Raw genomic sequence first — 21895 nt, 5'->3', positions numbered from 1 at the left:
CGGCCGCCGTACTACCACCCCGGCATGGACTCCCCGGAGATCCAGTACCTGATGGGCCGCCGCAAGGAACTCGGCGGATTCGTCCCCGAGCGCCGGCCTGACCACGCCCCGGTGGAGCTGCCTGACCCCAAAACCTATGAGATTGCCAAGCGCGGGTCCGGGAAACAGCAGGCCGCCACCACCATGACCTTCGTGCGCCTGCTCAAGGACCTGCTCCGCGACAAGAAATTCGGGCACCGCATTGTCCCGATCGTTCCGGATGAATCCCGCACGTTCGGGATGGACGCCTTCTTCCCCTCAGCGAAGATCTACAACCCGGACGGCCAGGGCTACCTGTCCGTGGACCGGGACCTGGTCCTTGCCTACAAAGAATCGGCACAGGGCCAGCTGATCCACCCGGGCATCAACGAGGCCGGGGCCGTCGCGGCCTTCACCGCCGCCGGAACGTCCTACGCCACGCACGGCGAACCGCTGGTCCCGGTCTACGTCTTCTATTCGATGTTCGGTTTCCAGCGCACGGGCGATTCCTTCTGGGCCGCCGCGGACCAGATGACCCGCGGGTTCATCATCGGCGCCACCGCCGGCCGCACCACCCTGACCGGCGAAGGCCTGCAGCACGCCGACGGCCACTCCCCCATCCTCGCCTCTACCAACCCGGCCGTCCTCACCTACGACCCCGCATTTGGCTACGAAATGGGCCACATCATCCGGGACGGCCTGGAGCGCATGTATGGCGAAGACAGCAGCGACCGGAACCTCATGTACTACCTGACGGTCTACAACGAGCCGATCTTCCAGCCGGCCGAACCTGAGGACCTCGACGTCAACGGTGTGTTGAAAGGCATCCACCGGGTATCGGCGTCGGACGTTCAAGGACCCAAGAGCCAGATCCTGGCCTCCGGCGTCTCGGTGCCGTGGGCCCTCCAGGCCCAGCGGATCCTCGCCGAAGACTGGGGCGTCTCAGCCGATGTCTGGTCCGTGACCTCCTGGACTGAACTGCGCCGCGACGCCATGGCCGCCGAGGAAGACTCCTTCCTCAACCCCGGCCAGCCCGCCCGCATCCCCTTCGTCACCCAGCAGCTCGCCGGCGCCACCGGTCCGATCGTGGCAGTCACCGACTACATGAAGGCCGTACCGGACCAGATCCGCCAGTTCCTCCCGCACCAGTTCGCCTCGCTCGGCGCCGACGGGTTCGGCTTCTCCGACACCCGCGCCGCAGCACGCCGCTTCTTCAAGAACGACACCCACTCGATTGTCGTCAAGACGCTGCAGCTGCTGGCCTCCCGGGGAGAGGTCGACGGCGGCGTGCCCGCCTACGCGATGGACCGTTACAAGCTTCTGGACGTCAACGCCGGGACCACCGGCGGCGCCGGAGGCGACGCCTGACACCCTTCATCCATAGAACAGTTGACGGCATCTGGCTGGATAGACTGGGGCGATGGCTGACCTGGACAATCAACGCACGACGGCGGTGCTGCTTGCCGCCGGCGCCGGGACGCGGCTGGGGCTCGGCCCCAAGGCGTTGCTCCGGTTCCGCGGCCGTACGCTCGTTGAAGTGCTGGCAGACGTGCTGCTCGCGGGTGGCTGCCGGGAAGTGGTGGCGGTGCTCGGCGCGGACGCGGCAACGGTCCACGCCGCCACCGATCTCAGCCGGCACCGGGTCATCGCCAACCCGGACTGGGCCGGCGGAATGGGAAGTTCGTTCCGGGCGGGAGTCGCCGCGGCAGCCCCGGATGACCATGTGCTTATCGCGCTGGTGGACCAGCCCGGCCTGACCACCGAGACCGTCGCCCGGTTGCTGGCATCCCACAGGCCTGGCCGGGTGACGGCGGCCGCCTACCGTGGCACCGACGGAAAACTCCGGCGGGGACATCCGCTGCTCCTGGATTCCAGCCTCCGCGCTGAGGCCGCGGAAACGGCAACGGGCGACGCCGGGGCACGCCGTTTCCTCCAGGCCCACCCGGAACTGCTAGACCTCGTGGACTGCACCGACCTCTCCGGGGGCGAAGACCTCGACACCCCCGAACAGCTGCACCTCCTCGATTAGCGGTCCGGCCTCTTTCGTCCCGCCTGCCGCGTGGGAAGAAGCGTCAGGCGCGGCAGCGCGTGTGTGCCGCCTCCTGTGTAACGCGGATCTGCCGCGACGCCGAGGGGTGATGGCGGAATCGTGGTTGGTGATTTCGCCCTCGAACGCCCTGATCCTAAGTCTTCGATAGAGCTCGTCTTCCCACTTGAAGACGACAGAAGATTAAGGTGGGCCCCACTTCCTTGTTGCCCTTCGCTGTCGTCAGCGCCTCATAGGTGCGGCGTCCGCGTCCGCAGCGCAAAAGGTGTCAGTCCCCTGGTTAGCCCCGGCCGATGAACGGCATTCCCGCAGCAGTGATCACCACGGAGCCCACACTGGCCGACGGCGGCATTCCTGCCATCAGGAGCACGGCGCGCGCGGCGTCCTGCACCGGGAACGTGGGCTCCACCTTGCGGCTGCCGTCAGCCTGCAGGGCGCCGGAGTCCACGCCGATGGTGCCCATGATGTCCGTGGCTGTGTTGCCGATGTCGATCTGGCCGCACGTGATGCCGAAGTCCCTGCCGTCCAGCTCGATGCTCTTGGTGAGACCCGTCATGGCGTGCTTGGTGACCGTGTAGGCCACCGTCCGCGGCCGCGGCGAATGCGCTGCTATGGACCCGTTGTTGATGATGCGGCCACCCTGCGGCTCCTGGGATTTCATGGCCCGGACGGCCGCGGCGGCGCAGAGCATGGAGCCGGTCAGATTCACCGCCACCACCGCGTCCCAGTCGGCCACGCTGATTTCATCCACCGACGCGGCAGGGCCGAACACGCCGGCGTTGTTGAACAGGACGTCAACCCTCCCCCACTTCCCGAGGGCCGCGGCGAAAAGGCGCTCGACGTCGTCGGGCACGCTCACGTCACAGGGCACCGTCAGCGCCTGGCGGTGGCCGGCCGCGGACTCCAGCAGCGGAGCCTCACGGCGGCCGGCCAACACCACGCGGTACCCGTCGGCCAGCATAAGCCGCGCCACCGCCCTGCCAATCCCGGAACTTGCACCGGTCACGACGGCGACCGGCCCCGGCCGGTGGGGATGTGCGGGCCGGTGGGTTGCAGTCATGGGGTCGCTCCTTGAATTGATGGCCGGGCTAAGGTGCAGCGGGCACTTCCGCCGGCGTTATGGGCCAGCCTATGACTCTCTTGGGCCGCGGGGTGGCGTACGTCCTGACTTTTGAGGTGCTCAGCCGCAGCCGGACCAGCGATTCGGCAATGGTGACGGCAGCCGCCACACCGTCCACCACAGGGACGCCCGCACGCCGGCGGATCTCCTCGTCCAGACCGGCCATGCCGCCGCACCCGAGGACAATGACCTCCGCTTTGTCCTCGCGGACGGCCAGCAGCGCCTGTTCGATGATGGCCTCCACAGCGCGCTCCGGCTCCTCCTCCAGTTCCAAAACGGCCATGCCGCTGGCCCGGACCGAGGCGCACCGGGCATCGAGGCCGGCCAGCTTCAGCCGGTCCTCGATCAACGGCACGGCACGGTCCAGGGTGGTGATCACGGAGTACTTGTGGCCCAGGAACATCGCGGTGCTCGCGGCCGCCTCGGTGATGTCCACCACCGGAACGTCCAGGAGCTCCTGGAGCCCTTCGCGGCCGTGCTCACCGTAGCCGGCCTGGATGACGGCGTCGAACGGCTCCGGGTAGTTGACCACGGCGTCCATCACGGCGATCGCGGCAAGGTAACTCTCAAAGTTTCCCTCGCAGGAGTCCGCGCCGAAGCGCGGGGTGATTCCCACGATCTCCGTATCCGGAAGCGCGGCTTGGTTTGCCTGCGCGGCGATGGAGTCGGTCATGGACTGTGTGGTGTTGACGTTGGCCACAAGGATACGCATGGTGCTTTCCTCTTTCGGGACGGGTTGGTCAGCTGGCGCTTTGGTCAGTGGGTGCTGGCGACGGCGATCGACTCGCCGTCGACGTCGTCGAGCCGCTGGGTGCGGTCCGAGATGACGTAGTAGAGCACCGCGGCGATGCCGGCAGCGACGAACCACGCGAACGGCGCGGCGGCTTCCAGCGCCGGAACAAAGGCGATCAGGAGTGCAATGGCGGCAGCAGGCACCATAGCGATGATGGCCCGGGGGTTGAAACCCTTCTTGTAGTAGTAGGCACCTGCCGGGTCCTCGGAGTAGAGCTCAAGGACATTGACCTTGCCGCGGCGCAGCAGCCAGTAATCGGCCATCACCACGCCGAACAGCGGGCCAAGCAGCGCTCCGAGTCCGCCCAGGAAGTACACGATCACCAGCGGGTTGTTGTACAAATTCCACGGCAGGATGATCAGGCCGATGGTGCCGCTGACCCAAGCCGCCTTGCGGAAGTTCAGGTGCTTCGGAAAGAGGTTGGTCAGGGCATAGACGGGGGCCACAAAGTTGGCCATCAGGTTCACGGCGATGGTCAGGATAAGCAGGGCAAGGCAGGCCAAAACAAGGAACAGGGTGTTCGGGATGGTCTGGACGATGTCTGACGGGCTCTGGATGACGGTGCCGTTGATCTTGAACTGTCCGCCGGCCATGACCACCACGATCGCGCCGAAGAGGAGCATGTTGATAGGGATGCCCCAGAAGTTGCCGCGCACCACGGCCTGCTTGGAGACGGCGGACCGGGTAAAGTCGCAGAAGTTCAAGACAAACGTTCCGTAGATGGCCACCCACAGGGCACCGCCGGCAAAGATGGTGCGCCACATTTCGGCGCCTTCGAGGGCATTGTCCCCGGCCCAGGCGATGGCGCCACCGGCTTCGACGAAGATCCAGACGGCGATGGCCGCCATGGTCACCAGGATGATGGGCCCAGCGAAGGCCTCATACTTGCGGATCATCTCCATGCCGAAGCTGACGATGACCAGCTGGACAATCCAGAGGGACACGAACGAAACCCAGCCCAGCGTGGACAGACCGAGGATGGAGTTGGTGTCCAGCTCCCGCAGCGAGGGAACCATGGCCACAATCATGACCCGGAGCACCACGGACGCAAGGTAGGTCTGGATGCCGAACCAGGCCACGGCCACTGCCCCGCGCAGGAGGCTGGCAATTTGGGCGCCCCTGATGCCGAAGCTGATCCGGCTCATGACAGGGAACGGGACACCGGTCTTGACGCCCATAAAGCCGGACAAGCTGAGAAGCGCAAACAGCAGGACGGCGCCGACTCCCAGGGCGAGAAGGATCTGCCAGCCGCCCAGTCCGAGGGCGAAGAGTCCAATGGCAAAGGCGTAGTTGCCAAGGCTGTGGACGTCGTTGGCCCACAGGGTGAAAATGCTGTAAGCGGTCCAGCGGCGACCTTCCCGCTTCGTCGGGGCAAGGTCGATGTTGTAGAGGGTGGGGCTGATGGCGCGGCCGGAGGCGACGCTGGCTGCATCGCATAGCGCGTCGACACCCATGGAGGGGTGGGCTGCTTTGCCCATGTCCACCGGTGCTTCGGGTGCCGGATCGACGCCGGTCAACGGGGTTGTCTGCATTGTGATCTCACTTCTTGAAGATGTCTTCCATGTGTTCAGCAGTGGGATTTATGCCGAAACTACCGGCAGGAGCGTCATTGCTTTTTCCACAATGCGGAAAATGGGTATCGAGTAGTGAAATAACGGTATGACCTAGGTCACGCATCAGTCAAGGGTTCGCCGAATCACGGCAGTCACAAACGGTCAGCAATGGCGTCAGCGGGAGTGGACGGGCCCTCCTTTCTTCAAGCCCAGGTAGATCTTGTCCCGTCCGAACGGCAGCTCCGCGAACCGGACCCCCGTAGCGTTCCGGATGGCGTTGGCCAAGGCCGGGGCCACCGGGTTGAACGGGCTTTCGCTCATGGATTTCGCACCGAGCGGGCCTACCTGGTCGTTGGTGGAAGCGAAGTAGACCTCGCTCCGCGGCACGTCCGCGAAGGACGGGATGTGGTACTGCCGCAGGATGTCCGTGGTGACCCGGCCGGCGTCGTCCACCCGAACCTCCTCATACAGTGCAGCGCCCAGCGCCTGCGCGATTCCGCCTTCGATCTGGCCGCGGCACTGCCGCGGATTCACCACCACGCCGGCGTCCGCTGCCTGCACGCTCTGCAGGATCCTCAGCTCCCCCGTGCCGGTGTTGACCGCCACCCGGAAACCGTGGACGTTGAACGCCACCGATCGCGGGGTCCCGTCCCAGTTGCCCTCAACGGCGAGCTGCACGCCCTGGTGCCGCGCGGCGTCGTGGATGTCCGCGAGCAGAATCCGCCGTCCGGCACAGGCCACACCGCCGTCGTCGAGCACGCATTCGGTCTCCGGAACGCCGGTCAGCGCCGCGGCCACGGTGATGATCCGGGAGGCGAGCGAGGTGGCCGCCAGGAGCGTGGCCTTGCCGGCCACCACCGTCCCCGCCGAACCGAAAGCACCGGTATCGTGCTCCACCAGGTCGGTATCGGACTGTCGCACGGCCACCTTGCCCGCCGTGGTGGACAGCGCCGTCGCGGCTAGCTGGGCATGCACTGTGGTGGTGCCGTTGCCGAATTCGGCGGTCCCGACGTCGGCCGCGAACGTGCCGTCCGGAAGCAGGCTCACGCGGGTGTGGGCGAAGTGGCCGCGGGGCGGGACGGTGTCGATCATGGACAGCGCGGAACCTTCCCCGGTGACCCAGTCAGGGCCGAGGTCATCGAGCCCGGCGTCGCGGTAGCGCTGCTTGCCGCGATCCAACGCATCACGCACCAAGGAGATGCACTGGTCCAGGCCGTAGCTGCCGTAGTGGACGTCCTCCTCGGGCTCAGGGTTGGTGGAGAGCATGTCATCGCCCTCGCGCACCATGTTCCGGCGCCGGAATTCCAGGGGATCCATGCCGATGCCGACGGCCAGCTCATCGATGGCCGACTCGATCGCGAAGATCATCTGGCTGAGCCCGTAGCCCCGGAACGCCCCGGCCGGCACGGTATTGGTGTAGACGGCATGCGCGTCCACTTTCTTGTTGGCGCACTTGTACACGGCCAGCGATTCGCCGCAGCCGTGGAACATCACGCCGGGGGCGTGGTTGCCGTAGGCGCCGGTGTTGGTGACGACGTCCAGCTGCAGCGCGGTGAGGAGCCCGTCCGTGCTGGCGCCTGCCTTGAGTTTGATGGTGAAGGGGTGCCGCGTGGTAGTGGCGGTGAACTGCTCCGTGCGGGTGAACTCCACCTGCACGGGCCGGCGCAGCGAGAGCGTGGCGAGGGCAACGAGGTCCTCGGTGAGCACTTCCTGCTTGCCGCCGAAACCGCCACCCACGCGTCCGGCCACCACGCGGATGCGGTCCTCCGGCAGGTCGAACACCCGGCCCAGCGTGCGCCGGACCAGGAACGGGACCTGGCTGGATGTGCGGACCACGAGGCGGTCTGCTTCATCGAGCCAGGCAATGGCGGAGTGCGTTTCCAGGGCGACGTGCTGCACGCGCTGGGTCCTGTAGGTGTGCTCATGGATGAACTCGGCAGCGGCGAAGCCATCCGCCACGCTGCCCAGTTCCGAGTGCAGCTCGGCCACCACATTCTGCCGCGGGCGCGAGATCCGGGCCTTCACGGCATCCTTGTCCCCGTGCAGGGCTGGTGCGCCGGGGAGCATGGCGTCCTGCGGGCTGAAGACGGTGTCCAGCACCTCGTATTCCACGTGCAGGGCGCGGGCCCCGGCCTCGGCGGCACCCACGGATTCGGCCACGACGGCGGCAACTCGCTGACCGATGAACCGCACCACGTGATCGAGGACGCGGGTGTCGTCGGGATCGTCCGTGTAGAGCTCGTGCTGGGCGGTGGAGAAGTGTTGCGCCGGGGCGTCCTCATGGGTGAAGACCGCGACCACGCCGGGCACCTGGAGCGCCGCCGTCCTGTCGATGGAAACAATCCGGGCGTGCGCGTGGGGTGAGCGCAGCAGCTTCAGGTGCAGCAGGCCCTGGAGCTCTTCGGCCGGGACATCGAGTGTGTAGCGGGCGTTTCCGGTGACGACGCCGAGGCCAGCCGGGGCGGGCACGTTGTCGCCGAGCTGCCCGGCCCGGGGTGCTGTCGTGCTGGCGGCGCTGCTCGCGGCGGTGCTGCCGGCGGCTGCGGAGCCGGTTGCGGAAGCTGCACGGACCGCGTCTCCTGCCGTGCCGCCGTCGTGATTGTGCTTGTCGCGGGTCCCGCACACTGCGTCCGCGATGGAACGGTAGCCGGTGCAGCGGCAAAGGTTGCCCTTGAGGCTGCGGGGCAGGTTGGCCTTCTGTTCGTCGTCGAACGTGGCCGCGGTCATCATCATGCCGGCGGTGCAGAAGCCGCACTGGAAACCCTGTTCGGCAAGGAACTGCTCCTGCACAGGGTGCAGCGCACCGCCCTGGGCGAGTCCTTCGATGGTGGTGACGGCCTTGCCCTCCGCGCGGACGGCGGGGTAGATGCAGCTGTGCACGGGGGTGCCGTCCACGTGGACGGTGCAGGCACCGCAGTCGCCGCCGTCGCAGCCTTTTTTGACGCCCAGGTTGCCCTGTTCGCGCAGGAACGTGCGCAGGCACTGGCCGGGGCGGGGGGTGGCCGGGATGGCGGTGCCGTTGATTTCGATTGCCATGCTCAGGCCTCCTTCTGCTGCTTGTTCTGTATTGTTTCGGGTTGCGCGCTCGGCTGCGGCGACAAGGCGTGCGGCCGGCCGGTCCAGAAATCGCCCGACACGGTGAGCCGTTCCTCCAGCAGCTCCGCACGGATCTCCTCCGCGAGCCGGAGGGTCATGTCCCGGCGCCATTCAGGCAGCCCGTGGATGTCGTCGTGGTACAGCTCCGCGGGAATGGCCTTCCCGACGGCGGCCGCCAGGGCCGCGGGGCCCGGCATCTTGGCGGCGGTGAACCGCAGCTGCACGGGGTGTTTGGTGGCGGCGGTGACGGTGAGGACCAGGCCGCCGCCGGCGTCGCGCCGTCCGATCAGCAGCACCCCGGAACGGCCGAGGTTGCTGAGCGAGAGCCGCCGGAAGGCCACTTTCGCGGCCAATGACGACGCCGGCAGATGGATGCTGCGCAGGAGCTCCCCGGGTGCCAGGCTGTTTTGCCCGTCCCCGGTGATGAACGTGGCCACCGGGACCGTGCGGCTGCTGCCGCCGGGGCCGAGGATGGTGGCGGTGGCGTCCAGCCCGGCGCCGAGCGAAATCATGGGCCCGGCCGGGAGCGACGTGCACAGGTTGCCGCCCACGGTGGACATATTCCAGATCTTGAAGGATGCCACGAAGGAGTCGCAGCACGGACGGAACAAGTCCAAGCCCGGCCACTCCCTGCCGGCAACTTCGTCCGAAACCGGAAGGGCGTAGAGCTCCGCGACGGTGCACGTGGCGGCCAATTCGATCCCGGCGTCGCTCACGGTCACGGCCGGCCAACCGGATTCGCCCAAATCCAGCAATCGCTTCAGGACGGTGCTGCCGTAGGAGAACAGGACCGTGCCGCCGGCCAGCCAGGCGTCGCCGTCGCGCCAGTCGGCGGGGTCTGCCGTGGGGACGACGGCCTCGATGGTATTCATGTCCATGGGTCCTCCTGGCGGGGTTCGTGGGTGGAACGGGGTTCGTGGGTGGAGCGGGGTTCTGATGTGGGGTGGATGGGGCCGGAGCCGTCCTTGAGCGGCGCCAGCGTGGTGCTGCCTCGTCCGGCCCGGCCACGGGAGGCGATGATCTCGGCCGTAATGGACACCGCGACCTCGGCAGGCGTGACGGCGCCAAGGTCGAGTCCGATGGGCGAGTGGAGCCGCTCCAGCGCTTCCGCCGGCGTGCCGTCGGCGAGCAGCGCATCGATGCGTTGGCGGTGGCTGCGCCGCGAACCCATGGCGCCCACATAGGCGAGGCCCAGGCCAAGCGCGGTTTCCAGCAGCGGGATATCGAACTTGGGGTCGTGGGTCAGCACGCACACCACGGTGCGGCCGTCCACGCGTCCTGCGGCTGCTTCTGCGGCAAGGTAGCGGTGCGGCCAGTCAGTGACCACCTGGTTGGCGGCGAGGAAGCGGCTTTGGTTCGAAAAAGCCGGCCGGGCATCACCCAAGGTGACGTCATAGCCCAGCAGTTTCCCGGCCGGGAGCAGCGCGGCGCCGAAGTCGTTGGCGCCGAAAATGAGCATACGCGCGGCGGGGAGCCGGCTTTCCACGAACAGAGTGATGGGTTCGGGGTGGGTCTGGTCCGGGCTGTCGGAGCAGCCGTCGGGTGGTGCCACCCGGACCAAACCGGCGCGGCCGCCTTGGAGCAGTGGCTCGAGCTGGGCGGCTGCCGCGTAAACAGTAGCGGGATGATCACCCACCAGCCGGGCAAGTTCCGGGGACTCCATGGCGCGGAACCGCACAGGATCCTGCACGACGACGGCTCCCCCGCCGGCGTCGAGCCTGCGGATCAGTGCCAGGGCAGCGGTGGAGTGACGGCCCGCCAGGTTGTTCAACATGGCGAAGTCCATGGCTTCCAGCGATGACCCGAGCGGCTGGATGTGGATTTCCAGCTCTCCTCCACAGGAGAGTCCGACGGCGAACGCGTCCTCGGCACTGTAGCCGAACGACTCAAGGCGGCTGCCGCCGTCGCGCATGGCCTCAAGGGCGGCGTCCACCACGGCGCCTTCCACGCAGCCGCCGGAGAGACTACCCAGCACATCGCCGTGTTCCGACACAAGCATGGAGGTGCCGAGCGGCCGGGGCACGGAGCCCCCCGCGGCCACGATGGTGGCGACGGCGCATCGCTGGCCGGAGACCGCGGGCCGCCAGCTTTCCAGCGAAGGTATTAGGTCCAGCATGGCAACACGTCCTTTACCACTGAGGTCCCGGACGGGAAGCCTGTCCGGAACAGTGCGCGGTCTTGCCTCATAATCTCATTCCTTGCTGGTGTAGAGGGAAAGTCAGGGTAGTTGTTTGAGTGGACCGGGGCGGGCCTCTAATCCCGCCCCGGTCCGTGACGGAGCAGCCGCACTCCATCGCCGCCCGCCGTCGTGGGTTCCGGTGCTGCGAACCACGGCGGCGGACGCCTACTCATTGCGGTGGGTGCGGATGGACCGCCGTCTGAGGCGCCCGAATGGGCGGTAACGCCAGGGCCTACACGCCCATCAGGGCGTTGATGGGTCCCCGGGCGAAGTAGATGATAAAGCCCGCGGTGACCACCCACATGAGCGGATGGACCTTCCTGCCCCTGCCGGACGCAGCGCTGATGACCGCGAAGGAGATGAATCCGACGCCGATGCCGTTGGCGATCGAGTAGGTCAGCGGCATCGTGACGATGGTCAGGAAGGCCGGCAGCGCGATCGAGAACTTGCTGAACTTGATCTCGCGGATCTGTGCCATCATCATGGCGCCCACTACCACCAGGGCGGAGGCTGCAACCTCGAGCGGTACCACCGAGGTCAGCGGCGTAAAGAACATCGAGCCCAGGAACAGCACGCCGGTGACCACGGAGGCCAGGCCGGTGCGGGCACCTTCGCCGATTCCCGCGGCGGAGTCGATGTACACGGTGTTCGATGACCCGGACGTCGCGCCACCGGCCACTGCGCCGAGGCCTTCGACGATGAAGGCCGACTTCAGCTTGGGGAAGGTGCCGTCCTTGTGGGCCACGCCGGCGCTCTTGGCGAGGCCGGTCATGGTGCCCATGGCGTCGAAGAAGTTGGTGAACACCAGGGTGAACACCAGCATGGTGGCGGCCAGGCCGCCGATCCTTGAGAACGAGCCGAAGAGGTCGAACTGCCCCACCAGGCCGAGATCCGGCATTGAGACCAGCTGGCCGGCGAGCACCGGCACGTTGAGGTGCCAGCCGCCGGGGTTGTCGGCGCTGCCGGGTCCGATGTGCATAACGGCCTCGACGACGGCGGCGAGGGCGGTGGTGGCGACGATGCCGATCAGCAGGCCGCCCTGGATCTTGCGGGCCACGAGGATGCCCATGACCAGCAGACCAATGATGAAGACGAGTGTGGGGATGGAGGTGATGGAGCCGTCATTGCCGAGCTGGACCGGCGGCCCGCCTTTGGTGGGGCGGACAAAACCGGAGTCGACGAAGCCGATGAAGGCGATGAACAGGCCGATGCCAACGGTGATGGCGGCCTTGAGTTCCTTGGGGACTGCCCTGAAGATCGCCGTCCGGGCACCAGTGGCGCCGAAGAGGACAATCAGGATGCCGTTGATGACCACCAGGCCCATGGCTTCGGGCCAGGTGACGTCCTGGATGACGGCCACGGCCAGGAACGAGTTGATGCCCAGGCCCGCCGCGAGCCCGAAGGGCAGGTTTGCGACGAGGCCGAACACGATGGTCATAACGCCGGCGGTCAGCCCGGTGACGGCCCCCACCTGCGCTGCCGGGAGCCAGCCGCCGGCGACGTCGGTAGGGGCGTTCTCGGCCGAGAAGCCGCCCAGGATCAGCGGGTTGAGGATCACGATGTAGGCCATCGTGAAGAACGTGACAATGCCGCCGCGGAATTCGCGGGCCAGCGTGGAGCCACGCTTGGTGATCTGGAAGAAACTGTCCAGGAAGGATTTCGACGCCGGGGGGCGGGGTGCCGCTGTCTGCCCTGCGCCTGCGGGCGCAGCCTGCTTTTCAGCTGCCGGTCGCATTTCTGCGGGGTCCAGGATTGTCATGTCAGCCACCGGCCCTAGTAGTCAATCCTGGAATCGAGCGTGTTCCAGGTGTTGAACGGTTCCAGGATGGCGGGGGCCTGGGGGTCGCCCAGTTCCAGCTTGGCGACCGGCATCAGTGCATCCCGGTCCTCGTTCTCGAAGTACTCGTAGAAGACCGCGTCGTCGAAGCCCACGGAGGCGGCGTCGTGCCGGTCTGCGGCGAAGACCACGTTGCCGATCCGTGCCCACAGGGCCGAGGCCAGGCACATGGGGCAGGGCTCGCAGCTGGTGTAGAGGGTGGATCCGCTGAGATCGAAGGTGCCGAGTTCGCGGCAGGCATTGCGGATGGCGGTGACCTCGGCGTGGGCCGTAGGGTCGTTCGTGGCGGTGACCCGGTTGACGCCTTCGAAGGCGCGGCCATCCGCTGTGACTATGACGGCGCCGAACGGGCCGCCGCTGTCCAGGACGTTGGCTGTTGCCAGTTTTATGGATGTGGCCAGGAAATGTTCGGCCGTGACGGTTGTGCTCATTGTGCGACTTCCTTAGTGGCAAGGAAGCCCAGTAACCCTGAGACGGGACGCGCCAGTGATACGGCTACCAGGCTTCAGCATGTGCTTTTGAAGGTTCGCCTGGTAGATAGCTTCCCGGAGTCCGGGTGCCCGCCTTTGGCAAGTTCGAGATTAGCACCGGATGTGTGAGCAGCGCCATAGATTCTGGAAACTTAATTTCGTGATGTGAAATTCAGGCTTCAGACGGGTCACATTGACGCGCTTCCGCGTGCGTCCTACGCTGAATCCCACCGGCCGCCAGTGAGCAGTCCGGCATCCTGGATCAGCAGACAGGGCCTAACTGAGCTGGAACGCATTTGTCGCCGACCAGACAAGGAGCCATCCATGGCCCACCCGCAAACCCCGTCCCCGGTCTCATCCCCCGCCCCATCCCCGTCCAGGCTCTGGATCAAGAACCCGCTCGCCGCTTTCACCGCCAACCAGCTCGATGCCGGCGGCGGCATCGTGGTCAGCGGCGGCATCATCGCCGAGCTGGTTCCGGCCGGCGGGCAGCCGTCGGCACCATGTTCCGCCGTGTTCGACGCCTCCGCGTATGTCCTGATGCCGGGCCTGATCAACACGCACCACCACTTCTACCAAACCCTCACGCGCGCCTGGGGTCCGGCGGCCAATGCCCCACTGTTCCCGTGGCTGCAGAACCTCTACCCGGTCTGGGCGCGCCTGACTCCGGACAGCCTGGAACTCGCGGTGAAGGTGGCCCTGGCCGAGCTGCTGCTCTCCGGCTGCACCACGGCAGCCGACCATCACTATCTGTTCCCCGCGGGACTCGAGGACGCGATCGATGTGGAGGTCGGCGTCGTACGCGAATTGGGCATGCGGGCCACGCTCACGCGCGGCTCCATGACGTTGGGAACGGACGACGGCGGCCTCCCGCCGCAGTCCACGGTGCAGCGGCCGGAGATCATTCTGGCGGACAGCGAACGCCTCATCTCCCGGTACCACGAGCGCGGCGACGGCGCCGTCATCCAGATTGCGCTGGCCCCGTGTTCGCCGTTCTCGGTGACCACGGAAATCATGGCCGAGAGCGCCTTGATGGCCGAGCGGCTCGACGTCCGGCTGCACACGCACCTCGCCGAGACCATCGACGAGGAAGACTTCTGCCACTCGATGTTTGGCTTACGAACCGTGGACTATCTGGAAAGCGTCGGCTGGCTGGGCAACCGCACTTGGCTGGGCCACGGCATCCACTTCAACGACGACGAGATCGCCCGGCTGGGCGCCGCGGGCACCGCCGTCGCGCACTGCCCGACGTCGAACATGCGGCTTGCATCAGGTACCGCTCGTGTGCTGGAACTCGAGGCAGCCGGGGTCCCGGTGGGGCTGGGAGTGGACGGATCGGCGTCGAACGATGCCTCCAACATGATTCTGGAAGCTCGGCAAGCGCTGTACCTGCAGCGGCTGCGCTATGGCGCGGACGTTCCGGTGGAGCGCGCTCTCGGCTGGGCGACGCGGGGCTCGGCAGCCGTGCTGGGGCGCTCCGATATTGGTCAACTGGCGCCCGGGATGCAGGCCGACCTGGCACTCTTCCGCCTCGACGACCTGCGCTTCTCCGGGAGCCACGACCCGGTGGCGGCACTGTTGCTGTGCGGCGCCGACCGCGCGGACCGGGTGATGGTGGGCGGCGAATGGCGCGTGGTGGACGGTCAGATCCCCGGCCTGGACGTCGCCGGGCTCATCGCGAAGCACTCGGCAGCGGCGCGAAAGCTCGTGGCGGGGTAGCTCTTTGCCGACCATTTCGACGGTTCCCTGCGCACACGACGCTCAGCGACGTCGTACCTGCAGGGAACCGTCGAACGGGGCCCATGCTTCAGGTCTGGCTGCCACATCCGATCGTTGCTAGCGTGGCGGAATGAGCCCGTCGAAGACCCCGGCCGAGATCCTCAACATTGCCGGCACCGAGGTGCGCATCTCGAGTCCGGACAAGGTGGTGTTCCCCGAGCCCGGGCTGACGAAGCTCGACCTGGTGCACTACTACCTCGCCGTGGCGGATGGTGCGCTGCGCGGTGCGGGTGGCCGGCCCATGGTGCTCAAGCGCTTCCCGAAAGGCATCGACGCTGAGCCGTTTTTCCAGAAGCGCGTGCCCGAAAACCACCCCGACTTCATCGACACCACGACGCTGCACTACGCATCGGGGACGTCGGCTGAAGAGGCCGTCATCCGGGATGCTGCGGGCCTGGCGTGGGTGGTGAATCTTGGCTGCCTCGACCTCAACCCGCATCCCGTGCGCGCCGAGGACCTCGAGCACCCCGACGAACTCCGGGTCGACCTCGATCCGATGCCGGGCGTCGGCTGGTCCCAGATCGTCGATGTCGCCTATGTCGCGCGGGAGGTGCTCGACGACGTTGGACTCGTGGGGTGGCCGAAGACGAGCGGGTCGCGCGGACTCCACATCCTGGTGCGCATCGCGCCGCAGTGGTCATACCGCGACGTGCGGCTCGCCGCCGAGACGCTCGCCCGCGAGGTCGAAAACCGCGCTCCCGGCCTTGCCACCGCGCGGTGGTGGAAGGAGGAGCGCGGCGAGAGTGTATTCGTCGACTTCAACCAGAACGCCAAGGACCGCACCGTGGCATCCGCGTACTCAATCCGGCCCCTGACCGACGCCCGGGTCTCGACGCCCCTCACCTGGGACGAGGTCCGCTCCATCCGGCCGGAACAGTTCACCGTGCGCACGGTGCCTGAGCGCTTCGCCGATGTGGGCGATCCGCACGCCGGGATCGACGACGCTGTCGGCTCACTCGATGGACTCCTCGCCCTGGCTAAAGAGCTCGGCCCCGCGGAGAAGGCGCCGCGCAGCGGAGACGGCTCCGGCCGCCGGCTGTCCGTGATGCCGCTGATCGAGGTGGCCCGGACAAAGTCCAAGCCCGAGGCGCTCGCGGCGCTTGAGGAGTGGAAGACCGGGCATGCGGACCTAATCCCGGCCCTGCATCCGGCCGATGTGCTCGTCGACGGAATGCGCGGATCCAGCTCGCTCTGGTACAGGGTGCGGGTGAACCTGCAGCACGTCCCCGAGGCGGAGCGCCCGCCGCAGGAGGAGCTGATCGCCGACTACGACCCATGGGCCGGCAAGCAGTGGCCGGGGCGCCCTGGGCCGTAGCGCCAGCGACGCGCAAAAGGCGCCGCGACACGCAAAGATGCGTGTCGTCAGCCCCGTTGGGAACGCTGGCTGCCGAAGCCCGGCAGGCCGTGGACCCAGCGCGAGAAGCGCCCCGGAACATGCTCCCGGTCTGCGGGCAGATAGAAGTCCGGATCTGTTCCGCCTCCGAGGGGGAGGTAGAACTCCTGAACGGCCGGTGCCGCCGTGTTTTCCCGTGCGGCCGGCGTTGTGTCCTGCTGGTACATCTGATCCTCCTCCGAGGTGGGTTGATGGTGCTTCTATGATTCCGCAAAGTGGAAAAGAACTTTTGCTATGTGAAATAGCCTAAACTGCCGGGTCTCGGTACGTCAATGGTCCGGGCGGCCCTCGGTCACAAACTGATTTTTCAGATTGTGATGTACGCCACCCCGAAGCTGGGCTATTCTGATACCTAACTCGTGGCGCAAGTCACGTAACCTGGGAGCAGCAGGCAGGGTCGTAATGAGCTGACGTCAATTGATGTCGGCTCATTTTTTGTTGGGCCGACGGTACTAGAAACGCGCGGGAAATGCGCGCTTAATTTCTATGTGGAACCTTGGTCCCACATACCTGAAGTTGGGAATCTGACCATGAGCAGCAACATCATCCTCGGCCACAACCAGTACGGAAAGGCCGAAGTCCGGGTCGTCAAAATTACCCGCGACACAGACCGCCACGAGATAGAGGACCTGAACGTCACCTCGCAGCTGCGCGGCGACTTCGAGGCCGCCCACCGCGAGGGCGACAACGCCCACGTAGTGGCAACGGACACCCAGAAGAACACCATCTACGCCTTCGCCCGGGAAGGTGTCGGCTCGCCCGAAGCCTTCCTGCTTCGCCTCGGGGAGCACTTCACCTCGGGCTTCGACTGGGTTACGGGCGGCCGCTGGGAAGCCGAGTCCTACAGCTGGGACCGGATCCAGGCCCACGGCAGCGAACACGACCACTCCTTCGTGCGCAACGGCCAGGAAGTCCGCACCGCCGTCCTGGTCCGCGACGGCGCCGCAACGCACCTGATCTCCGGGCTCAAGGACCTGACCGTCCTGAAAACCACGCAGTCCGGCTTTGTGGGCTACCCCAAGGACAAATACACCACCCTCCCGGAAACCACGGACCGCATCCTGGCCACCGACGTTTCCGCCCGCTGGCGCTTCAAGACCGGGACTGACTTCGGCACCCTGGACTTCAACAAGAGCTACGAGGACGTCAAGGGCCTCCTGCTCGAGGGGTTCACGGAGAAGTACTCCCGCGCCCTGCAGCAGACGCTGTTCGAGATGGGCACCAAGGTCCTGGAAGCCCACAGCGAGATCGACGAGATCAAGTTCTCCATGCCCAACAAGCACCACTTCCTGGTGGACCTCTCGCCGTTCGGGCTCGAGAACCCCAACGAGGTCTTCTTCGCAGCCGACCGGCCGTACGGCTTGATCGAGGCCACGGTCCAGCGCGACGACGCCACCCCGGCGGACATCGCCTGGTCCGGCATCGCCGGGTTCTGCTGACCAATCGATGATGGAGCCTGTCGGGATCCCCGGGTCTCGACAGGCTCGACCACCGGGAGAAATCCACCGGGCAAGTCCCCGCACTTTTAGCCAGACCACGTTAGCCAGACAAAGACGTCTGCCATGAACCAGAAAGTCTGCCGTGAACCTCAAGAAAAAGTCCCCCAGCCCGGCCGCCAAGACCGGCCGCCAGCCCTCTGACCGCCCCGAAGACCAGCGCCTCTCCATTGGCAGCAGCTTCGCCTACGGCTTCCAGCACGTCTTGACCATGTACGGCGGCATCATCGCCCCACCGCTCATCATCGGAGCCGCAGCCGGCATGTCCTCAACGGACATCGGCCTGCTCATCGCGGCCTGCCTGTTTGTCGGCGGCCTGGCCACCATCCTGCAAACCGTGGGCATCCCGTTCTTCGGCTCGCAGTTGCCGCTGGTCCAGGGCGTTTCGTTCGCCGGAGTCTCCACCATGGTGGCTATCGTCCACGGCGGCGGGGGTATCCAGTCCGTCTTCGGCTCGGTCATCGTCGCCTCGCTCATCGGCCTGGCCATCACCCCGTTGTTCTCCAAGATCATCCGGTTCTTCCCGCCGGTGGTCACGGGCACCGTCATCACCACCATCGGCCTGACGCTGATGCCGGTGGCCGCCAACTGGGCCATGGGCGGCAACAGCAAGGCACCCAACTACGGCAGCGTGGCCAACATCGGCCTGGCCGCGGCCACCATGGGCATTGTGCTGCTGCTCAGCAAGGTCGGCAGCGCCACCATCTCCCGACTGTCCATCCTGTTGGCCATGATCATCGGGACTGTCATCGCTTTCGTCACCGGCATGGCCGATTTCTCCAAGGTGGGCCAAGGCGATATCGTCGCCTTCCCCACTCCGTTCGCCTTCGGGCCGCCCACCTTCCACATCGCGGCCATCATCTCCATGCTGATCGTCATTCTGGTCACCCTGACCGAAACCTCGGCAGACATCATTGCCGTCGGCGAGATCGTGGGCACCAAGGTCGATTCCCGGCGCATCGGCGACGGCCTGCGCGCCGACATGCTCTCCAGTGCCATCTCGCCGCTCTTCGGCTCCTTCACCCAGAGCGCCTTCGCCCAGAACGTAGGTCTGGTTGCCATCACCGGCATCAAGAGCCGCTTTGTGGTCAGCGCCGGCGGCGTCATCCTGGTGGTGCTGGGGCTGCTGCCGGTCCTCGGCCGGGTGGTAGCGGCGGTGCCCACCCCTGTCCTGGGCGGTGCCGGCGTCGTACTTTTTGGAACGGTGGCCGCCAGCGGCATCCGCACGCTGTCCAAGGTGGAGTACAAGAACAACATGAACCTGATCATCGTGGCCGCGTCCATCGGCTTCGGCATGATCCCGATCGCCGCACCGGCCTTCTACGACCAGTTCCCGTCCTGGTTCGGCACCATCTTCCACTCCGGCATCAGCTCGGCCGCCATAATGGCCATCCTGCTGAACCTGCTCTTCAACCACCTCAAGGCCGGCAACTCGGAGAACCAGTCGGTGTTTGTGGCCGGTACCGGGCGCGTGGTCACAGCAACTGACTTGTTGTGCCTCGCGGACGGCGACCGCTTCGAGGGCGGCAAGCTGATCGACGCCGAGGGCAAGGAAGTCACGGTGGAGTCGTCGTCGAAGTCTGACCACTAGGCAAACCCACCTCCGTAACTCCACCACCACCCAAAGCGCGAACTGGCAGCAAATGCCCTCAAATGTGGAATTTGAGGGCATTACCTGCCGGTTCGCGCTGTTGTGGTTGGTCGCTGTTGAGGTTGGGAAAGGACGACGGTGGGACGCGTCAGTTCTGGTTGAGCTCCGCGGAGATCGCCATCGCAGCCTGGCGCAGCAGCGGCACGGCACGGTCGGCGAAGCTCTGGTCCACGCGGCTGATCGGCCCGGAGACCGAGATGGCGGCAGGGGTGGGCGCGTTGGGCACGGCCATCGCGAAGCAGCGCACGCCGAGCTCTTGCTCTTCCTCGTCGATGGAGTAGCCGCGTTCACGGATCAGCTTGAGATCGGCAAGGAGGGCATCAATGTCGCCGATGCTCTTGGCCGTTGGGGTGGGCATGCCGGTGCGGGCCACGATGCCGCGCACCACCTCGTCGTCGAGCTGGGCCAGGATCGCCTTGCCAACGCCGGTGTCGTGCGTGTGGGCGCGGCGGCCCACCTCGGTGAACATGCGCATGGAGTGCATGGACGGCACCTGGGCCACATAGATGACCATGTCCGAATCCAGCACGGCCATGTTGGAGGTTTCGCCGAGGCGGTCCACGAGGTTCTTCAGCTGCGGGCGGGCCACGGCTCCAAGCTGCTTGCTGGCGCCTTCGCCAAGCCGGATCAGCCGGGGGCCCAGCGCGTAACGGCGGTTGGGCAGCTGGCGGATGTAGCCAAGCGAGACCAAAGTGCGCAGCAGGCGGTGGATGGTGGGCAGGGGCAAGTCCGTGGAGGAGGAGAGCTCGCTGAGCGTCACGTCACCGCCCGCGTCTGTGATGAGTTCCAGCAGTTCGAAGACGCGCTCGACGGACTGCACGCCTCCGGAGGCCTTTTCAGCCATTCCGTTGTCTCCTATGGCTCAGATTCTGACATCTCTTATCCACATCGTGAAAAGAGTTGCTTAGAACACTCAACATACAGCACAACCAGGTCCCCGGCGATGTCCCCAAACATGACCGCCAGGGGGTTGCATTTCCACTTTGCAGATAATAATATCCATAATACGAAAACATTAGGTTGCACGAGTGGTCCGGGAACGGACCCAACGAGGAGGAAATTCAATGGCGAACCCGAGCCCCGGAAATTCGATCACCCTGCGCGTCGCCGCGCCGTCGAGCTTCACCGCCACGAGTGAACTCGCTGCCGCCGTCGGCGCAGCCGGCGCAGCCATCACGGCGCTTGACGTCACGGAATCCCTCCACGACACCCTTGTTGTGGACGTCACCTGCAACACCACCGACGACGACCACGCCGCCCGCGTCAAGGACGCCCTGAACGCGCTCGACGGCGTCACGGTCCAGCACGTCTCGGACCGCACCTTCCTCATGCACCTCGGCGGCAAGCTCGAGGTGGTCCCCAAGGTAGCCCTGCGCAATCGCGACGACCTCTCCCGTGCCTATACCCCCGGCGTCGCCCGCGTCTGCCTCGCCATCGCCGAAGACCCGGCAGCAGCCCGTAACCTGACCGTCAAGCGCAACACCATCGCCGTCCTCACCGACGGTTCGGCCGTCCTGGGCCTGGGCAACATTGGCCCGGCCGCGGCCCTGCCCGTCATGGAAGGCAAGGCCGCCCTGTTCAAGCAGTTCGCCAACGTTGATGCCTGGCCGGTCTGCCTGGACACCCAGGACACCGAGGAAATCATCATGATCGCCAAGGCCATGGCTCCCGTCTACGGCGGCATCAACCTTGAGGACATTGCAGCGCCGCGCTGCTTTGAAATTGAGAAGCGCCTGCGCGATGAACTCGACATCCCCGTCTTCCACGACGACCAGCACGGTACGGCCATCGTGACCCTCGCAGCCCTCCATAACGCCCTGCGCGTGGTGGACAAGAAGCTCTCCGAGGTCCGCATTGTTGTCTCCGGCGTCGGCGCTGCAGGTTCGGCTATCATCCAGCTCCTCAAGGCCCAGGGCGCGCAGCACATCGTTGCCGCCGGCCGCTCCGGAGCCATCCACTCGGGCGAGCAGTACGACGACGAGCACCGCGCGTGGATTGCCGCAAACACCAACGAGGAAGGGTTCTCCGGAACCCTGCACGAAGCCATGGCCGGTGCCGACGTCTTCATCGGTGTCAGCGCCCCGCACGTGATCGGCGAGGAGCAGGTCGCGGCCATGGCTGAAAATGCGATCGTCTTCGCCATGGCCAACCCGACGCCGGAGATCGACCCTGTCATCGCGGCCAAGCACGCCGCCGTCGTGGCCACGGGCCGCAGCGATTTCCCCAACCAGATCAACAACGTGCTGGCCTTCCCGGGCTTCTTCCGGGGGCTGCTCGACGCCGGCGCTAGCGACATCACGCCGGAGATGCTCGTGGCCGCCGCAGACGCCATTGCCAACCGCGTAGCTGGCGAAGAGCTCAACGCGAGCTACATTATCCCCAGCGTCTTCGATCCTCATGTCGCCGCCGATGTGGCTGCCGCAGTGGCAGGCGCAGCCCGCGCCGCACGTGCTCTCTAGAAAA

At 66.3% G+C, this 21895-nt stretch carries 17 protein-coding genes; 7 read left to right on the top strand and 10 right to left on the bottom strand.

What is annotated here, in order from left to right:
* Positions 1–1386, top strand: a 1386-nt coding sequence (locus ABIB51_RS15540) for a transketolase-like TK C-terminal-containing protein (protein WP_502916148.1), incomplete at its 5' end; no start/stop codon positions are given.
* A 52-nt stretch (positions 1387–1438) separates the two neighbouring features.
* Entirely contained in the window at positions 1439–2047 is a 609-nt protein-coding gene (gene nboR / locus ABIB51_RS15535) for a nicotine blue oxidoreductase (protein WP_354189545.1), read from the top strand.
* 298 nt (positions 2048–2345) lie between these two features.
* On the opposite strand, the gene ABIB51_RS15530 is transcribed toward nboR, so the two are convergent.
* From ABIB51_RS15530 to ABIB51_RS15495, 8 genes are all read right to left on the bottom strand, one after another.
* On the bottom strand, positions 2346–3125 hold the full coding sequence (locus ABIB51_RS15530) for an SDR family oxidoreductase (protein WP_354189543.1): 780 nt from the start codon (positions 3123–3125) through the stop codon (positions 2346–2348).
* A gap of 28 nt (positions 3126–3153) precedes the next feature.
* Complete coding sequence (locus ABIB51_RS15525; RefSeq protein WP_354189541.1) at positions 3154–3897, bottom strand: aspartate/glutamate racemase family protein; 744 nt, start codon at positions 3895–3897, stop codon at positions 3154–3156.
* A gap of 44 nt (positions 3898–3941) precedes the next feature.
* Positions 3942–5510, bottom strand: a complete 1569-nt coding sequence (locus ABIB51_RS15520; protein ID WP_502916147.1) for an NCS1 family nucleobase:cation symporter-1 — start codon at positions 5508–5510, stop codon at positions 3942–3944.
* Between the two features lie 195 nt (positions 5511–5705).
* Positions 5706–8567 (bottom strand): molybdopterin-dependent oxidoreductase, encoded by a 2862-nt coding sequence (locus ABIB51_RS15515; protein WP_354189539.1) that lies wholly within the window; start codon positions 8565–8567, stop codon positions 5706–5708.
* Positions 8568–8569: 2 nt separating this feature from the next.
* Complete coding sequence (locus ABIB51_RS15510) at positions 8570–9505, bottom strand: FAD binding domain-containing protein (RefSeq protein ID WP_354189538.1); 936 nt, start codon at positions 9503–9505, stop codon at positions 8570–8572.
* Positions 9496–10743: an XdhC family protein gene (locus tag ABIB51_RS15505; RefSeq protein WP_354189536.1), complete on the bottom strand. Its 1248-nt coding sequence runs from the start codon at positions 10741–10743 to the stop codon at positions 9496–9498. The genes ABIB51_RS15510 and ABIB51_RS15505 overlap by 10 nt, the downstream gene beginning before the upstream one ends.
* Before the next feature lie 295 nt (positions 10744–11038).
* Positions 11039–12565: an NCS2 family permease gene (locus ABIB51_RS15500; protein WP_502916150.1), complete on the bottom strand. Its 1527-nt coding sequence runs from the start codon at positions 12563–12565 to the stop codon at positions 11039–11041.
* 14 nt (positions 12566–12579) lie between these two features.
* Complete coding sequence (locus tag ABIB51_RS15495; protein ID WP_354189532.1) at positions 12580–13074, bottom strand: nucleoside deaminase; 495 nt, start codon at positions 13072–13074, stop codon at positions 12580–12582.
* A gap of 363 nt (positions 13075–13437) precedes the next feature.
* On the opposite strand from ABIB51_RS15495, the gene ABIB51_RS15490 reads away from it, so the two are divergent.
* Positions 13438–14832, top strand: a complete 1395-nt coding sequence (locus ABIB51_RS15490; RefSeq protein WP_354189530.1) for an 8-oxoguanine deaminase — start codon at positions 13438–13440, stop codon at positions 14830–14832.
* Positions 14833–14962: 130 nt separating this feature from the next.
* Positions 14963–16207, top strand: a complete 1245-nt coding sequence (gene ligD, locus ABIB51_RS15485; protein ID WP_354189528.1) for a non-homologous end-joining DNA ligase — start codon at positions 14963–14965, stop codon at positions 16205–16207.
* A gap of 47 nt (positions 16208–16254) precedes the next feature.
* Here ligD and ABIB51_RS15480 read toward each other — a convergent pair whose 3' ends face one another.
* On the bottom strand, positions 16255–16452 hold the full coding sequence (locus tag ABIB51_RS15480) for a hypothetical protein (RefSeq protein WP_354189526.1): 198 nt from the start codon (positions 16450–16452) through the stop codon (positions 16255–16257).
* Positions 16453–16815: 363 nt separating this feature from the next.
* Here ABIB51_RS15480 and pucL point away from each other — a divergent pair, with 363 nt between their 5' ends.
* Together pucL and ABIB51_RS15470 are read left to right on the top strand one after the other, a co-directional pair.
* Positions 16816–17724 carry a factor-independent urate hydroxylase gene (gene pucL / locus ABIB51_RS15475; RefSeq protein ID WP_354189524.1) on the top strand — a complete coding sequence of 303 codons (909 nt, stop codon included), beginning with the start codon at positions 16816–16818 and terminating at the stop codon, positions 17722–17724.
* A 142-nt stretch (positions 17725–17866) separates the two neighbouring features.
* The gene (locus tag ABIB51_RS15470) at positions 17867–19372 is read left to right on the top strand and encodes a nucleobase:cation symporter-2 family protein (protein WP_354189522.1); all 1506 of its coding nucleotides are present in this window, start codon (positions 17867–17869) and stop codon (positions 19370–19372) included.
* 148 nt (positions 19373–19520) lie between these two features.
* Here the strand turns inward: ABIB51_RS15470 and ABIB51_RS15465 are convergent, their stop codons facing one another.
* Positions 19521–20276, bottom strand: coding sequence for an IclR family transcriptional regulator (locus ABIB51_RS15465; protein ID WP_185261646.1), 756 nt, complete (start codon positions 20274–20276; stop codon positions 19521–19523).
* Positions 20277–20496: 220 nt separating this feature from the next.
* On the opposite strand from ABIB51_RS15465, the gene ABIB51_RS15460 reads away from it, so the two are divergent.
* Complete coding sequence (locus ABIB51_RS15460) at positions 20497–21891, top strand: NAD-dependent malic enzyme (RefSeq protein ID WP_354189520.1); 1395 nt, start codon at positions 20497–20499, stop codon at positions 21889–21891.
* Positions 21892–21895 lie beyond the last annotated feature (4 nt).

The sequence above is a fragment of the Arthrobacter sp. UYCu712 genome, assembly GCF_040547005.1.
Taxonomy (GTDB): Bacteria; Actinomycetota; Actinomycetes; order Actinomycetales; family Micrococcaceae; genus Arthrobacter.
Note: the sequence above shows the minus strand (reverse complement) of the source record. Positions and strands in the feature narration are given on the sequence as shown.

Bases quoted from the DNA above. Each gene is read 5' to 3' on its own strand.
- nboR (WP_354189545.1), top strand. From the start codon at position 1,439: ATGGCTGACCTGGACAATCAACGCACGACGGCGGTGCTGCTTGCCGCC.
- ABIB51_RS15530 (WP_354189543.1), bottom strand. From the start codon at position 3,125: ATGACTGCAACCCACCGGCCCGCACATCCCCACCGGCCGGGGCCGGTC.
- ABIB51_RS15525 (WP_354189541.1), bottom strand. From the start codon at position 3,897: ATGCGTATCCTTGTGGCCAACGTCAACACCACACAGTCCATGACCGAC.
- ABIB51_RS15520 (WP_502916147.1), bottom strand. From the start codon at position 5,510: ATGCAGACAACCCCGTTGACCGGCGTCGATCCGGCACCCGAAGCACCG.
- ABIB51_RS15515 (WP_354189539.1), bottom strand. From the start codon at position 8,567: ATGGCAATCGAAATCAACGGCACCGCCATCCCGGCCACCCCCCGCCCC.
- ABIB51_RS15510 (WP_354189538.1), bottom strand. From the start codon at position 9,505: ATGGACATGAATACCATCGAGGCCGTCGTCCCCACGGCAGACCCCGCC.
- ABIB51_RS15505 (WP_354189536.1), bottom strand. From the start codon at position 10,743: ATGCTGGACCTAATACCTTCGCTGGAAAGCTGGCGGCCCGCGGTCTCC.
- ABIB51_RS15500 (WP_502916150.1), bottom strand. From the start codon at position 12,565: ATGACAATCCTGGACCCCGCAGAAATGCGACCGGCAGCTGAAAAGCAG.
- ABIB51_RS15495 (WP_354189532.1), bottom strand. From the start codon at position 13,074: ATGAGCACAACCGTCACGGCCGAACATTTCCTGGCCACATCCATAAAA.
- ABIB51_RS15490 (WP_354189530.1), top strand. From the start codon at position 13,438: ATGGCCCACCCGCAAACCCCGTCCCCGGTCTCATCCCCCGCCCCATCC.
- ligD (WP_354189528.1), top strand. From the start codon at position 14,963: ATGAGCCCGTCGAAGACCCCGGCCGAGATCCTCAACATTGCCGGCACC.
- ABIB51_RS15480 (WP_354189526.1), bottom strand. From the start codon at position 16,452: ATGTACCAGCAGGACACAACGCCGGCCGCACGGGAAAACACGGCGGCA.
- pucL (WP_354189524.1), top strand. From the start codon at position 16,816: ATGAGCAGCAACATCATCCTCGGCCACAACCAGTACGGAAAGGCCGAA.
- ABIB51_RS15465 (WP_185261646.1), bottom strand. From the start codon at position 20,276: ATGGCTGAAAAGGCCTCCGGAGGCGTGCAGTCCGTCGAGCGCGTCTTC.
- ABIB51_RS15460 (WP_354189520.1), top strand. From the start codon at position 20,497: ATGGCGAACCCGAGCCCCGGAAATTCGATCACCCTGCGCGTCGCCGCG.